8 protein-coding genes are annotated in these 15,222 nt (G+C 47.4%); 7 read left to right on the top strand and 1 reads right to left on the bottom strand.

Going from position 1 to position 15,222, the window contains the following annotated elements; all coding sequences use genetic code 11:
- The first annotated feature begins 287 nt into the window (after positions 1–287).
- Both DWW60_RS08060 and DWW60_RS08055 read left to right on the top strand, forming a co-directional pair.
- On the top strand, positions 288–2,336 hold the full coding sequence (locus DWW60_RS08060; RefSeq protein WP_117874945.1) for a DNA topoisomerase: 2,049 nt from the start codon (positions 288–290) through the stop codon (positions 2,334–2,336).
- Between the two features lie 73 nt (positions 2,337–2,409).
- Positions 2,410–3,099, top strand: coding sequence for a hypothetical protein (locus tag DWW60_RS08055; protein WP_015535088.1), 690 nt, complete (start codon positions 2,410–2,412; stop codon positions 3,097–3,099).
- Positions 3,100–3,202: 103 nt separating this feature from the next.
- Here the strand turns inward: DWW60_RS08055 and DWW60_RS08050 are convergent, their stop codons facing one another.
- Positions 3,203–3,685: a hypothetical protein gene (locus DWW60_RS08050; RefSeq protein ID WP_055146811.1), complete on the bottom strand. Its 483-nt coding sequence runs from the start codon at positions 3,683–3,685 to the stop codon at positions 3,203–3,205.
- Between the two features lie 119 nt (positions 3,686–3,804).
- Between DWW60_RS08050 and DWW60_RS08045 the strand changes: the two genes are divergently transcribed.
- From DWW60_RS08045 to DWW60_RS08025, 5 genes are all read left to right on the top strand, one after another.
- Positions 3,805–7,509, top strand: coding sequence for a PD-(D/E)XK nuclease family protein (locus DWW60_RS08045; protein WP_117874943.1), 3,705 nt, complete (start codon positions 3,805–3,807; stop codon positions 7,507–7,509).
- Positions 7,510–7,513: 4 nt separating this feature from the next.
- Entirely contained in the window at positions 7,514–11,356 is a 3,843-nt protein-coding gene (addA, locus tag DWW60_RS08040; RefSeq protein ID WP_117874941.1) for a helicase-exonuclease AddAB subunit AddA, read from the top strand.
- A 68-nt stretch (positions 11,357–11,424) separates the two neighbouring features.
- A complete protein-coding gene (locus DWW60_RS08035; protein WP_022216895.1) occupies positions 11,425–12,150 on the top strand; it encodes an ABC transporter ATP-binding protein in 726 nt (241 codons plus the stop codon).
- Entirely contained in the window at positions 12,137–13,807 is a 1,671-nt protein-coding gene (locus DWW60_RS08030; RefSeq protein WP_117874939.1) for a hypothetical protein, read from the top strand. Before DWW60_RS08035 ends, DWW60_RS08030 begins: the two co-directional genes overlap by 14 nt.
- A gap of 15 nt (positions 13,808–13,822) precedes the next feature.
- On the top strand, positions 13,823–15,202 hold the full coding sequence (locus DWW60_RS08025) for an aminopeptidase (protein WP_022216893.1): 1,380 nt from the start codon (positions 13,823–13,825) through the stop codon (positions 15,200–15,202).
- Positions 15,203–15,222: the final 20 nt, after the last annotated feature.

Here is a 15,222-nt window from a genome sequence, read left to right as displayed (position 1 = left end):
GAAGTGCGAAGCAATACTGGAATAACGCGCAAAGCGCGAGAGAAGTGCGAAGCAATACTGGAATAACGCGCAAAGCGCGAGAGAAGTGCGAAGCAATTCTGGAATAACGCGCAATGCGTGTGGAGGGGGGGCAAGTGCGAAGTGGAGGAGCAGGCACCTCCGTCCCCACTTGCCCCTCTCCACAAATTCTGCTATTATATACAGATGTGTTGTGATGTATTTTTGCACCGGCCACGGCATAAACAGGATCATGTGTGTGGCGGATGCTGAAAGAATAGGAGCATAATTTGAAGAATTTATATATAGCAGAGAAGCCCAGCGTGGCGAGGCAGTTTGCCGACGTGCTGGGGGTGAAGGGCAATGCGGGAAATGGTTACCTGGAGTCGGATACAGCGGTTGTCACATGGTGTGTCGGACATCTGGTCACCATGAGCTACCCAGAGGTCTACGATCCGAATCTTAAGAAGTGGAGCCTTTCAACTATTCCATTTATTCCAACTGAATACAAATATGAAGTTCTTCCTGACACAAAGAAACAGTTCAATATCGTTGCGGGATTGCTTACCCGCGATGACATAGGCTGTATCTATGTGGCAACGGATTCAGGACGAGAGGGAGAATACATATACAGGCTTGTGGATTCAATGGCTCACGTAACCGGCAAGAAGAAACGCCGTGTGTGGATCGATTCACAGACCGAGGAGGAGATCCTCAGGGGAATCCGTGAGGCGAAGCCGCTCTCAGAGTACGACAGTCTCAGCGACGCAGCGTACCTTAGAGCCCAGGAGGACTACCTTATGGGTATCAACTTTTCAAGGGCGCTGTCGCTGAAGTTTTCAAATGTAGTCCAGAGGTATCTCGGCATGGACAGATGTGTCATAGCCGTGGGCCGTGTCATGACCTGTGTCCTCGGTATAATAGTGAAGAGAGAGCGTGAGATCAGGGAGTTTGTAAAGACTCCGTTCTACAGACTCGTTGCGAATGTAGGTGAAGAAGGACAGACATTTGACGCAGAATGGAAGGCAGTGAATGGCACAAAGTATTTCGAGTCGCCCCTTCTGTATAAGGAGAATGGATTTAAAGAGAGACCCGCAGCGGAGCAGCTTCTGGCGGAGCTGAAGGCAGGGGAGCCCGAGGCTGTGGCCCAGGCTGTGGAGCGCAAGAAAGAGAAGAAACAGCCTCCGATGCTGTACAATCTGGCGGAGCTTCAGAATGACTGTTCATCACTTTTCAAGATCAGTCCGTCCGATACCCTCAAGATAGTCCAGGAGCTCTACGAGAAGAAGCTGGTAACCTATCCGAGAACAGATGCCAGAGTGCTGTCAACGGCCGTGGCAAAGGAGATAGGACGGAACATATCGGGACTTAAGAATTTCCAGCCTGTGGCAGAATTTGCACAGGGGGCCATGGAGAGCGGCACATATAAGGGAATCGCAAAGACGAAATATGTGAACGATAAGCAGATCACCGACCACTACGCCATCATACCTACCGGACAGGGCTTTGGAGCACTTAGAAGTCTGGCACCTACAGCTCTCAAGGTATATGAGATCATATGCAGGAGATTCCTCAGTATATTTTACCCTGCTGCGGAATACCAGAAGGTTGCAATGACACTCTCCAAGAACGGAGAGAAGTTGTTTGCCAACTTCAAATATTTGATAAACGATGGCTATCTTAAGGTGGCGGCCAACAGCTTTTCCAAGAAGAAGGACGATGTGAAGTACAGCCCTGAATTCATAGCAAGGCTTGCGAAGATAAAGAAGGGTGACAAGCTGAGCGTCCAGGGAATCGACATAAAGGAGGGTGAGACATCCCCACCTAAGAGATACAACTCAGGATCACTGATCCTGACAATGGAGAATGCAGGACAGTTCATAGAGGATGAGGCGCTCAGAGAGCAGATCAAGGGAGCTGGAATCGGAACAAGTGCCACAAGAGACGGGATCATCACCAAGCTGGAGAAGAACAAATATATATCGCTGAACAAGAAGACACAGATAGTGACCCCGACATTCCTTGGGGAGATAATATACGATATAGTATATTATTCCATCAACGGTCTGCTGAGAGCGGACCTGACGGCGAGCTGGGAAAAGGGGCTTGAGGGTGTCGCTGAAGGTCAGATATCCAAGCAGGAATACACGGATAAGATGACTACATTTGTCACCAAATACACAAACCTTGTGAAGCAGATACAGAACCAGAATGGAATAACAGGGGTATTCGACAAAACGAAGGTGTTCTACGCCAAGGGCGGAGGTGCCCAGAAGAAGGAGACAAGAGCCACAGCCAGAACAGGCGCAAAGGCGGAGAAGAATGCGGATACACAGTGATTGCACATACTGATTCAAAGGTGTATAACATAGTATGTATCAGTTATATGTGATAGAAAAGGAGACTATTATTATGGAAGATATACAGTCAGTTGTAACAATAAAGGAGCTCTACAGCCTGGATCAGACCATGGCAAAGCCTCTTCTTGAGAAGCTTACCTATCCATGGGAGGCGCTTCCACTTATCAAGGATTTCGTGCTTGAGCTTGGAAAGAGTCTGGACAAGGATGAGTACAATGAGGTGGATGAGCATGTGTGGATCCACAAGAGCTGTAAGGTGTATGGAACAGCAACCATCCTTGGACCGACAATCATAGGTGCAGGCACAGAGGTTCGCCCGGGTGCGTTCATCAGAGGAAGCGTACTGGTCGGAGAGAACTGTGTGATAGGTAATTCAACAGAGCTCAAGAATGTCATCATATTCAATAACGTTCAGGTTCCTCATTACAACTATGTGGGAGATTCAGTCCTCGGCTTCAAGTCACACATGGGTGCCGGAAGTATCACGTCCAACGTGAAGTCTGACAAGACTCTGGTTCACGTTAAGGGGAATGTGGACGGACAGAGCTTTGACATTGCAACAGGACTTAAGAAGTTTGGTGCAATGCTCGGAGATAATGTTGAGGTTGGCTGCAACAGCGTCCTCAATCCTGGAACCGTAATAGGAAGATTCAGCAACATCTATCCTGTATCAAGAGTCAGGGGATATGTGCCGGGAGGCAGTATTTTCAAGGATAAGGATAACATAGTTGCAAAGCAGTAACGACCGTATAAACGGTGGGATAAATAAAGGACATATGACCGTATATAATACAAGATATATACGGTCATATGTCCTTTTGTTTTGGCAGAAAGCACCGTGACAGCTAGTTGATCACGGCATCCTTCAGGGCATTTCGTATGGAATCTATGATAAGTCTGGTAGTGTATGTGCTGTCTCCGGAAGGTGTTATATCGTCCACGGAAGATATGTAGTGAAGCTGAGTATTGATATCCTCGAGTGCCGTTTCAAGAAGTGGGTACATGGTGGTCACAGTCTCATCCACCTGTTTGAATGACACATCTGTGATGTAGTCCTCATCCACAGTGACCATGACGGACAGAGTGTTTTCTCCCAGAACAAGGGAAGATGAGTATGTCCCCGGTGTGTAATGTATCTCGTCGAGCTTAGGAGACGGATCAGTCTGGGCTGAGGTTGCGATGCTCCTGGCTGAACCACTGGTGTCATCTGAATCTTTGCCGCGGAACATGGTGATAAGTATAATGACAAATACGATCACAAGTGCCAGCAGTATGGCGGTGTATATGAGTTCTTTTGATTTTAATACGATAAGTTTAGTTGATGACATTATTTGCTCTCCCTGTTTTTTATATATTTTATTCACAAGAGAGCGATTTTATGAGAAAATTATTAGCAGATGAAAAAACAGCATAGATAACAGTATATTGAGGTGTAAGGAGAATACAGATGGCAATACAGTTTGTACTGGGACCCGCCGGTTCAGGAAAAACAGAATATGTGATAAAGAAGCTGATAGAGGAGTCGATGGCTCACGGAGACCTGAATTATTTGTACGTGGTTCCAGAGCAGTTCTCCATGGAGGCGCAGAGAGATATAGTGACCATGCATCCGAGGCATGGAACAATGAACATAGATGCCATAGGCTTCAACAGGCTTGCGTACCGGGTATTCGATGAGCTGTCAGTGAATCCGGGAAGGGTTCTGGAGGACTTTGGAAAGAGCATGCTCATCAAGAAGATACTTATAGAGTCACAGGACGAGCTCCTTGTTTATGGAAGCTATATCAACAAGATGGGTTTTATAGATGAGATGAAATCCATGATGTCTGAGCTGTTCCAGTATGCGGTTGATAGGGATTCGATCGACGCAGTCATGGACAAGCTGGATAAGGACAGTCTGGTATACAGAAAAATGCATGACATCAAGCTTATATACGAGAGATTTGAGGAGTATAACAGGGATGACAGCTATATAGTTGCGGAGCAGCTCATAGAGCTGCTAGCTGAGTGCGTGGACAGGTCGGATATGCTGGCGCACAGCCATCTGTATCTTGACGGATTCACAGGATTTACACCGGTACAGATGGATCTTATCAGGAAGCTCATGACACGCGTTGAGAGCATGATATTTGTATTTACGATAGATGCGTCGCAGATAGGCTTCACAAAGCCGAAGGAGTACGAGCTGTTCAGACTCACCAAGGAGACTGTGCAGGCGCTTGTGAGAATGGCGGGGGATGAGCAGGTGGACATACTGGATAATGTCGTTATGTGTCAGGATCGCAGACCGTACAGATTCGAGAAAAGCAAGGAGCTTGCCGGACTTGAGGCCAATCTGTTCAGATACCCCCATGGCAGAGTCACAGGCGATGACGGAGACATACATGTGGTCGCTGTGGACAGGGCGGCAGACGAGGCTGAGTATATAGCGGGAAGAATACGAGAGCTTGTCAGGGACAAGGGATACCGTTATAAGGATATAGCCGTGGTTGCGGGTGATCTGCAGGATGTGGCAAGGTATTACCGTCAGGCGATGGAGGAATACGATATCCCTGTGTTCATAGATGCAAATATATCTCTTAAGGGAGATCCGTGCTCAGACACCATAAGGGCTTTCCTCGGTGTGATGACGGAGAACTTCTCATTTGACAGCGTGTTCAGACTGTTAAAGTCAGGAATGACCGGTGTGGATCAGGACGACATTGAGAGGATGGAGAACTATGTGCTTCTCAGGAATCTCAGGGGTTACAGGAGCTGGACGAAGGAGATAACCGATGACAGGAATCCTGACTATGCGGCAGACATGGAGTCTATAAGAGCCCAGATCATGGAGCTTTTCCCGGACAAATGTATCGATGTGTGGAAGCCGGCAAGCCCTGGCTCCAAGAACACAGTGAGAACATATACGGAATCTCTTTACAGCTTCCTTGCGCAGCTTGATGTGTGCGGTAAGCTTGAGGCTCATAAGAAAGTGCTGTATGAGCAGGAGAGATGGGATGAGGGAGATGCATACGGAAGGATATTTGACAAGGTTGTTGCCCTGTTTGAGAAGATGGAGGCTATAATCGGCGATGAGAAGCTTACCGTAAAAGAATATGCGGGAATCCTGGATGCAGGCATAGCGGATATGGAGATCGGTATAGTGCCTCCGACTATAGACCGCGTGGTGGTCGGTGATATGACGAGATCAAGGCTCAACCATATAAAGGTGCTGTTCATGGCGGGAGTGAACGAAGGCATAATTCCGAAACCGGCCAAGAAGGGCAGGATACTCTCCGGTGCAGACCGCCAGAGTCTTGAGGACTACGGTATAGAGCTGGCTCCATCAGATAAGACAAATGCGTATATAGAACAGTTCTATATATACACCACGCTCACCAAGGCATCGGATATGATCTATGTGCTGTGCCGAAAGATCGGAGAGGATCTCAAGTCCATGAAGCCGTCATACCTGATAGACAGGATAAAGAATATATTCCCGGATATACGGACGGAGGAGTATGATGTGGACGGTCAGATGCCGGAGACTGCGGCGGGAGCGCTCAGATACATCATCAGACATTCTGATGACGCTGAAGCCGGGGAGACGCTGGACGCTGTCAGAAAACTGCTTTCGAAGATGGGATATGGCAGACAGCTCAGATCGATTAACTTCGGGCAGAATTATGTTAACTCGTCAAAAAATCTGTCTCCAGATACTGTACGCCTTATATATGGAGAGAATCTGGTGGAGAGTGTGTCCAAGCTTGAGCGGTATGCTGAGTGCCAGTTCAAGTATTTCCTGACATACGGACTTTCGCTCAGAGAGAGGGAGACATACAGGATAGGCGCTGCAAATGTTGGTAATATACTTCACAGCACCATGGAGAAGATATTCTCATTTGTCAGGATGTTCAGGGACAACGACTGGGTACATCTGGACGAGGCGGAGCTGGAACAGAAGGCGGTGGAATTTGCAAATGAATCTGCGGAGGATGAAGCCGGGCTGTACTTTGAGGATTCTTCAAGAGCGGCATACATGAAAAAGCTTCTGGCGGGTGTTGCGTCGAGGACAGCCAGGACGCTCCGCACATTTATCAGATGTGGGGAGATGGACCCGGAGAATTTTGAGAGGCGGTTCAACACATCGGAAAATGCAGACAACATAGACAGATATATATTCAACCTTCCAAATGGACTCACGATGAGCCTCAAGGGAGTTATAGACAGAATAGATGAATTTACGGATGACAGGGATGCTTATTTCAAGATCATAGATTACAAGTCATCTGATAAGAAGCTGGATATAGACAAGGTGCTCGGAGGACTCCAGATGCAGCTCGTGACATACGGCGCCATAGCCTGCGAGCTTGAAAAGCGCAGGATGGCACAGCTTGGAAGACCTGGTGGTATACATGTGGGCGGACTTCTGTATTATACCTTTGACAATCCGGCATGTGACGTGACGGCAATGGGAGATAAGATCAGATACACCGATGATGGCATGGGATTTGCGGCCGATGACGAGGTGTTCGGGGGAGTGCTTGTGGACACCTTCGAGAAGAAGATACTTGAGGAGTCCAGATATTCAGGTCTGTACAATGGAGATAACAGGGCGCTGAAGGTCATGGACAACAGCTCAGCGACACTCAAGAACGGACAGAGCCTTGAGGAGACTCTTATAACAGATCTCATGGAGGCGAACCGCAGAAACATAGAGAGGCTTGCCGGCAATATAGCCGAGGGAAGCATCGAGATAAATCCGGTCAATGAGGGCAAGGTAAATGCGTGCAAATACTGTGATTTTAAGGGCATATGTGCATTTGACAGCAAGTATTCAGGCAATTCATACTCCAGGATCTATAGGGGCGAGGCGGAAAATTACAACCGCAAAGCTGAGGATATAAAGAATATCAGGACTGACTACAAGAAGGTCAGGGGGGATATGGAGAAGGCTGTTAAGTCATGTGACAGCGCCAAGAAAAAGTACGATGATGCACAGAAGAAGGTCGATGACCGCGGCGATAAGGCAACACAGAAGATGATGGAGACTCTCGAGAGCACCAGAAAGAAGCTGGCGGAGGAGAGGGCGCATCTTGAGGAGCTGCGAGAACTGGCTGAACAGATAGCGAAGAGAGCTGCAGAGTTTGATATAGAGATAAGTGAGGAGTGATGGCATGGGAAAAGATATGAAGACTGACAATGGAATTAAGTGGACAGACCAGCAGGCGCATGTCATCGACACAAGGCATGGCAATCTTCTTGTATCTGCAGCGGCGGGGTCAGGTAAGACGGCGGTGCTCGTGGAGCGTATCATAGAGATGGTGGCCGGAAGAAATTCGCGTGGTGACAGAATAGAGGGAAGCGAGCCGGTATCTGTGGATGAGCTTCTTGTGGTTACATTTACAAATGCGGCAGCGGCCCAGATGAAGGAGAAGATAGGACAGGCACTGCAGAAAAAGATAGATGAGATGATGGCGAAGGGCGAATATGACGAGCATCTTATAAAGCAGATGACATTGATCAACCATGCTGACATCTGCACCATAGACAGCTTTTGCCTTAGGATAGTGAAGGAATACTTTGCGAGGGTGGAGCTCGACTGTGCATTTGGCATAGCGGACGACACGGAGATGAAGATCATAAAGCACGACGTGATGGATCAGGTCATGGAGATGTGCTATGAGGATGAATCGGTCGTGCCCGGTTTCGACAGGCTGATAATGACGTTTGCGAGAAATGAGAGTGACAGTGCCGTGCCGGATATCGTTGAGAGGATAATAAAGGTTATATCCAGCTATCCGGAGCCGAAGAAATGGCTTGCGCAGGCGGCGGATGCCATGAAATTTGCCGTGGATACATCATCCACTGAGGAGGAGAAGAGAAGAGAAGTCATGGGGCTTCCGATGGTCAGAACATTTGCGGACAGGGTGTACATGATGCTCAGAACTGCGGATGATATGGTCAGGGAGTGCCAGAAATATGCAACGGAGGCGTATGGCCTTGAGGCGTACGGACTCCGTGTGGATAAGGATGTTGAGCTGATAACACACATGCTCAGAAGCTGTGGCGGGGAAGACGACCTGCATGTTGACCTGTTTGAACTCAGAGATATATACAGATCGTCATTGAGACCGGAAGGACTCAAGATGGAGAAGGATGCCCAGGGCCGGAGTATATGCTATGCATTTGACAGATTTGTGAACCCGGGCGGTGGAGCTGACCCGGAGAAGAAGGAATTTGTCAAATCAAGGCGGGATGTGTATAAGTCGATCATAGACGACATAGTTTCGGTCGTCCTGGATGTGGATGACATTCTGAGGCAGGCAGCCATGACTGAGCCAGTGATATCATCACTTTTGAAGCTCACCGAGCTTTATATGGATGAGCTGATGAAGGTCAAGATGGACAAGAATATGTTCGAGTTCCACGACATAGAGGAGTTCGCGTTCAGGATACTTTGCGATGGAATAGAGGATGACAGGGCTGTCCCTTCAGAGATTGGAAAGGAAGTCTCAAGGCGGTACAGGGAGATACTTATAGATGAGTATCAGGACAGTAACTTTCTGCAGGAATACATTCTGGCAAGTGTGTCGGGACACGGTGAGGATATCCACAACACATTCATGGTCGGCGATGTTAAGCAGAGCATATACAGATTCAGAATGGCGAGACCGGATCTGTTCATAGAGAAGTATGACAGCTACCGCAGGCTGGGTGATGCTGACATAGCGGACCCGGACATAGATGGCAACAGCATACTGCTGACCAGAAACTTCCGAAGTGAGATAAATGTGTTAAAGACGGTGAACTCAATATTTGCCCAGCTCATGAGGCGAGAGCTAGGAGACATAGAGTACGATGAGGGCGCAAAGCTCAATTCCAGATTTGCCATAAGTGACGGAGAAGGGATGGCGGAGCCGGATGACGTGGATCATGGCCCTGTATCAGAGTTCATACTCATAGACAACAATATGAGAGAAGCGGATGTATCTGAGGAGTATGGCAATCCTGAGGTTGAGGCGAATTATATCGCCGGTAAGATACGTGATATTGTGGACGGAAGTGAACCTCTGTATGTTGGAAGTGGTGCTGACAGGAGACCTGTCAGATATAAGGATATCGTCATACTGCTTAGAAGTGTGTCCACAGCATCCACCATATTTGACAGGGTATTTCAGGAGAAGGGCATACCTCTGTATATTGAGAGTGAGAGTGGCTACTTTGATGCTGCTGAGATACGGACACTGGTCAGCATGCTCTCCATAGTTGATAACAGCTACGTGGATTACGACCTGGCTGCTGTCTTAAGGTCGCCACTGGTGGGCCTTGATGAGGAGGAGCTTGCGGTTATAGTGGGTGAATACCGCAGCAGATACGAGAAGAACGGCACGGACTGGAACGCCAGACTTTATGACAAGGTCATAGATTATATGGACACCCATGTGGGCGAGAAAAAACACGCTGTGGACAGACTGTGGGAATTCCTCCGCATGCTTGACTATCTCAAGAAGAATAAAAATTATATGTCCATAAGCGACATAATAAGATACGTGCTGGACACCACCGGATTTTACTGGTTTGTCGGTGCCAGACCGATGGGAAGAAGACGCCAGGCGAATATCGACATGCTCATCAAGAAGGCGGATGATTTCGAGGAGAACAGCAAGGGCGTGTTCAACTTCATCCGATATGTTGATGAGCTCAAGACAAATGATCTGGATTTTGCAGAGGCTGATGTGGTCAGTGAGAATGAGGACGTCGTCCGAGTCATGACCATGCACAAGAGCAAGGGACTGGAGTTCCCTGTTGTATTTGTGTCTGGGCTCGGCAAGGAGTTTAATCTGATGGACACCAGATCAAATGTGCTTGTCCACCAGGATCATTATCTGGCGTGCGACCAGGTCGACCTCAGAACAAGAGCCAGAAGAATGACATTTTTCAAGCGGATAATGAGTAAGAATATCGTTGCGGAGACCTATGCCGAGGAGATGAGAGTCCTGTATGTGGCGTTAACCAGGGCAAAGGAAAAGTTGTACATGACCGGGTGCGTGAAGGATGCAGATAAATTCAAGGCAGCCTGTGATATGTATATAATCGGAGACAGGATGAATTATGCATCTATCATGAAAGCAAATGGCTATGCAGCCTGGATATATACCGCGCTCAGATATGTGGGAGAGTGCGATCATGTGAAGAGCATCGAGGTGGAGGCCGACAGCTTTATGTCTCCTGAGACTGATCAGGATGAAGCAGAAAATATGACAGTGGAAGCCTCTGAAGCGAAGCTCGACAAAGAACTGTATGACCATGTGAAGAACGGACTGGAATTCAGGTATGGCTACAGACATTCGGGGCTTAAGAGCAAGATGTCCATAACCGAGATAAAAAGACTTCAGGCGCACGGTGAGGATGCCATTACACCGGATATCCTAACCAGCAGGGAGTACAGTGCCAGAAGTGAGGTCCCAATCCCAGCATTCATGAGTGAGGAGAGGATAGTCCATGGAAATGAGATAGGAAACATTTATCACAAGATTATGGAGCTTGCAGACTTCTCAGGGAAAACTGTTGCGGATGCGGAGAAGGATGTCGACAGAGTGTTTGAGTTTGGGTTATTTGATGAGCTGTACAGAGAGCGGATAAGACCAAAGAAGATATATAAGATGATACACAGTGAGATAGGACAGCGCATGGCGGCTGCGGGCAAGTCGGACAGACTGTACCGTGAGAGACAGTTCTACATGATGATGGAGCCCGGAGAAATAATGAGATCACTTAAGGACTGCGGAGACGAGACGATAGTTGTACAGGGAATCATAGATGCCTACTTCGAGGAGGATAGCGGCATAGTTCTTCTGGATTACAAGACAGACAGCGTGAATGATGCGTCGGAGCTGGTTAAGAGATACCATGTCCAGCTCGACAAATACGCCGATGTGCTTGAACAGCTCACCGGCATGAAGGTTAAGGAGAAGGTCATATATTCATTCTGTCTTGATACAACGGTAAACTTGTAAACCGTACGCTGAATTGATATAATAAGACCGGGTATGCAAAAACGATATAGTGATGAAAGGACATGCGCATGATAATAGCAGAGAATCTTAAGAAGGTGTATGGCGGAGACATTGTATCAGTTGATGATCTCAGTTTCCATATACACAAGGGTGAGATTGTAGGATTTGTTGGACAGAATGGTGCGGGTAAGACAACTACCATCAAGATGCTGACAGGTATACTTATGCCGACGGAGGGCAGAGTAAAGATAAATGGTTTCGACATGAGAGAAAAGCCGATGGAGGCCAAGCAGTCCATGGGTTATATAGCCGACAATCCTGATATATTTCTCAGACTTACGGGACTTGAGTATGTCAATTTCATCGCTGATATATATGGAGTATCGACCACCGAGAGAAAGCAGAGGATAGAGCAGATGGCTGAACGCTTTGGTATGGAGGACAGCCTGAACAGACAGATGGTCAGCTATTCCCACGGTATGCGCCAGAAGATGATGGTCATAGCTGCGCTTGTGCACAATCCACCTGTATGGATACTCGACGAGCCTATGACGGGACTTGATCCGAATGCGGCATATGAGCTCAAGAAGATGATGCGTGAACATGCCGACGCAGGAAACTGTGTATTCTTTTCAACACATGTTCTCGAGGTTGCAGAGAAGCTCTGCGACAAGATAATCATGATAAGAAAGGGAAAGGATATATACCAGGGAACTCTGGATGAGCTTGAGACACAGCACAGGAACAAATCTCTTGAAGAGATATTTGTGGAGATGACGCATGAAGAATTTTAGGATATTGCTCAGTATGATAAGCAGGAATAATGATATGGAGATGCCGGAGCACGGGGACAAGGCAAAGGCATATAAGGTCATGGGAATCATCGCCATGTGCTGTATCATGATCCCGTGCTGTATCGTTGTGGGATTTATAGTTTACATAATGACTGCCGCACTCATGGAGGCGGGAGGCTGTACAGAGGGACTCAACCTCGTTATCCAGCTCATGTCGGTGTTCGGTGTTATATTCAGTATAATGGTCATATTCAATCTGCTTTATTTTTCATCTGATCTTGATCATTTACTGCCGCTGCCTGTGAAACCGGCAGAGCTTGTGGCCGCCAAGTTTACACACGCATATTTTGCCGAAAGCGTCATGGAGTTTATGGTTCTCTTCTGTGGATTTATCGGTTACTTTGTAGCCGCAGAGATAAAGCCGGTATCCGTGATAACCTCATTACTTGGCGTATTTTTACTTCCGGTTCTGCCGCTGGTGTACTGTGGTATATTTGCACTGATAGTCATGGCGTTTTTCAGCAGACTCAAACTGCTCAGAAATGTGGACTTCATGGTGGGACTTGCGGTTGTAGTGTTTGCAGGCCTTTTCATATGGTCATTTGCACAGATGGACTCTGTGAATATAAATAATTACATAGACAGCCTTAAAAATGGTGACAATATATTCATAAAGGTAATGAACAATATATTTTTCACGGTTCCGCTGTTCCTGAAGGCATTGGGCAGTAACAACATCGTGTATATGTTGCTCTTTGTGCTTGTGAACGCTGGCTGTGTGGCACTTCTGTTTTTCCTTGGAAATCTGCTGTACCTCAGGGGCGTATACCTTGTGTCATCCACCGGAAGGTCAGGACGCCGCCAGAAGGAAGTTGTCGGGCTGCAGGACTTTGCCATAAAGACACCGTTCAGATCATATATGGCAAAGGAGATAAAGACACTGGTGAGGACTCCGGCATACAGGAAGTATTGCGTTGTGGTCAACCTGATATGGCCGATACTCGTTGTGGCATTGTTCAATATACCTGCAACTGCGGATTCAATCAGGGCATTCAGAGACACATTTGGAAGAGGGCTTTTCCTGGCTGACATGGTCATGCTGGTTGCGGTCATCGCCCTGGCATTCTTTGCAACAGCGATGAACAGTATCGCATCCACGGCGTTCACCAGAGAAGGAAGCCATATATCATTTATAAAGCATATCCCGATGGCATATGATCTCCAGATCCGCGCAAAGGTCTGGGTTAGCATGCTGTTCAGCGGAGTGACGATTGCGGTTACCACGGTTATCCTCTGTATATATATGGAGTGTAGTGTTATAGACAGTGTGTATTATGTTGTGCTGGGAATCCTCGGCTCGGGCATTTGCACATACACAGGTGTGCTTCTCGATTCAACACATCCGAAGCTTGACTGGGAGGATGAATACGGTGCGCTCAGAGGCAATCTGAATGCATTCTTTAATATGGCTATTGCAATTGTTATAGCAATTGTTTTGTGTGTGGCAGGATATCTTGTTTTCAAGTTTACAATGATCCCGTCATATGCAGTATATATTATTTTCTTTATAATAATGGGAGCTATACTCGTTATCCTGCGCAGTATTACTATGCGCAGGAGTGCGTGGAATATAGACACTGATGTGTACAGTTATTAACAGGAGGCAATGAAAATGGCACAGAAAAATGCGTGGAACAAATACAAGAAGGATGAGATAAAGGAGCTGGAGAGCCTGTGTAAGGACTACAGGGAATTCCTTGACAATGGCAAGACAGAGAGAGAATGCGTTAAAGAGATCGTCAGACAGGCAGAGGATCACGGCTACAGAGATCTGAAGAAGATCATTAAGAACAAGGAGAGCCTTGCAGCTGGAGATAAAGTGTATGCCGTGTGGATGAACAAGACGGTCGCCATGTTCAATATAGGAAAGAAGAAGCTTGAGAAGGGCATGAACATACTCGGTGCACACATTGATTCCCCTCGAATGGATGTGAAGCAGAATCCGCTTTATGAGAAGGGCGGATTTGCATATCTCGACACTCACTATTACGGCGGAATCAAGAAGTATCAGTGGGTAACACTCCCACTTGCCATACACGGTGTTGTTGCAAAGACAAATGGTGACGTTATGACAGTGAACATAGGAGAGGACAAGAATGATCCGGTATTCTGTGTTACAGATCTTCTCATACATCTCTCTCAGGAGCAGCTCAAGAAGAGAGCGGATTCAGTGATAGAGGGAGAGCAGCTTGACATACTGTTTGCAAGCAGACCGCTTGAGGGCAAGGAGAAGGAGGCTGTAAAGGAAGCTGTACTTGCGCTACTTGAGAAGAAGTACGATATGAAGGAGGAGGATTTCCTCTCAGCAGAGCTCGAGATCGTTCCTGCAGGAAAGGCAAGGAACTGCGGTATAGACGAGAGTATGATCATGGCATATGGCCAGGACGACAGAGTGTGTGCATACACATCCCTTGTCGCCATGCTTGAGGCTGACGATCCGGAGAAGACGACCTGCTGTCTGCTCACTGACAAGGAGGAGATAGGAAGTGTTGGAGCAACAGGAATGCAGTCACACTTCTTTGAGAATACTGTAGCTGAGATCATGAACGCCATGGGTGGCTTCTCAGAGATCTCACTCAGAAGATGTCTTGCATCGTCAAGGATGCTGTCATCGGATGTATCTGCGGGCTTTGATCCTACATTTGAGTCAGCATTTGACAAGAAGAATGCGGCTATCTTCGGTGAGGGAATGGTATTTAACAAGTTCACAGGATCAAGAGGAAAGTCAGGATCAAATGACGCAAATGCAGAATACATGGCGGCTATAAGAAAGATCATGGATGATGCGGAGATCACATACCAGACAGCCGAGCTCGGCAAGGTAGATGTCGGTGGCGGCGGAACCATCGCATATATACTTTCACTGTATGGTATGGAGGTAATAGACTGTGGCGTGGCTGTACTCAACATGCATGCACCATGGGAAGTGACATCCAAGGCAGATATATATGAGACCAAGAAAGGATATGTTGCATTCCTCAAAGAGGCGTAGGAGCGGACATATCTTCGGAG

It is taken from the genome of Coprococcus sp. AF16-22 (assembly GCF_003461545.1).
GTDB classification, from domain to species: Bacteria; Bacillota; Clostridia; order Lachnospirales; family Lachnospiraceae; genus Coprococcus; species Coprococcus aceti.
The sequence above is the reverse complement of the archived record's forward strand: the minus strand, read 5'-3'. Positions and strand labels throughout refer to the sequence as shown.

Coding starts and splice junctions, on each gene's coding strand:
- DWW60_RS08025 (WP_022216893.1), top strand. CDS start 13,823: ATGGCACAGAAAAATGCGTGGAACAAATACAAGAAGGATGAGATAAAG.
- DWW60_RS08030 (WP_117874939.1), top strand. CDS start 12,137: ATGAAGAATTTTAGGATATTGCTCAGTATGATAAGCAGGAATAATGAT.
- DWW60_RS08045 (WP_117874943.1), top strand. CDS start 3,805: ATGGCAATACAGTTTGTACTGGGACCCGCCGGTTCAGGAAAAACAGAA.
- DWW60_RS08050 (WP_055146811.1), bottom strand. CDS start 3,685: ATGTCATCAACTAAACTTATCGTATTAAAATCAAAAGAACTCATATAC.
- DWW60_RS08035 (WP_022216895.1), top strand. CDS start 11,425: ATGATAATAGCAGAGAATCTTAAGAAGGTGTATGGCGGAGACATTGTA.
- addA (WP_117874941.1), top strand. CDS start 7,514: ATGGGAAAAGATATGAAGACTGACAATGGAATTAAGTGGACAGACCAG.
- DWW60_RS08055 (WP_015535088.1), top strand. CDS start 2,410: ATGGAAGATATACAGTCAGTTGTAACAATAAAGGAGCTCTACAGCCTG.